The sequence below is a fragment of the Kordia jejudonensis genome (assembly GCF_001005315.1).
In the GTDB taxonomy this organism is placed as follows: domain Bacteria; phylum Bacteroidota; class Bacteroidia; order Flavobacteriales; family Flavobacteriaceae; genus Kordia; species Kordia jejudonensis.
Genome location: NZ_LBMG01000173.1, coordinates 1 through 595, shown reverse-complemented (window position 1 = coordinate 595; position 595 = coordinate 1). Strand labels below are relative to the sequence as shown.

Sequence of the window (595 nt, the reverse complement as noted above, 5' to 3'; positions counted from 1 at the left end):
AATGGATCAGTGACTAGTGGAAACACAAGCAACACGACAGATTCAGGAACGGTAACCATCACAGATAATGATACGCCTGCAATGAGCGTTGGCGATGTAACCATCGCAGAAGACGGCGGCTCAGCAAGTGTACCCGTAAGCATCGACAATCCAAGTAGTGTTGATACGGTAGTGTCAATCACGACAGTAGATAACTCAGCGGAAGATCCAAATGATTATACAACAACCACGACCTCGGTAACCATTCCAGCAGGCGCGACAAGTATAAATGTATCGATTCCAATTACCGATGATACGATTGGAGAGCCAACGGAAGACTTTACAGTTAATGGATCAGTTACAAGTGGAAACACTTCTAACACGACTGATTCAGGAACGGTAACGATCACAGATAATGATACCCCAGCGATGAGCGTAGGTGATGTAACCATCGCAGAAGACGGCGGCTCAGCAAGTGTACCAGTAAGTATTGACAATCCAAGCAGTGTAGATACGGTAGTGTCAATCACTACAGTAGATAACTCAGCGGAAGATCCAAATGATTATACAACAACCACGACTACAGTAACCATTCCAGCAGGCGCGACAAGTATAA

Annotated in this window: 1 protein-coding gene; it reads left to right on the top strand. The window is 45.2% G+C overall.

The features are described 5' to 3' along the window. Positions 1-595 (top strand): Calx-beta domain-containing protein (locus AA089_RS23190; RefSeq protein ID WP_156169303.1); only part of this gene is annotated, 595 nt, incomplete at both ends.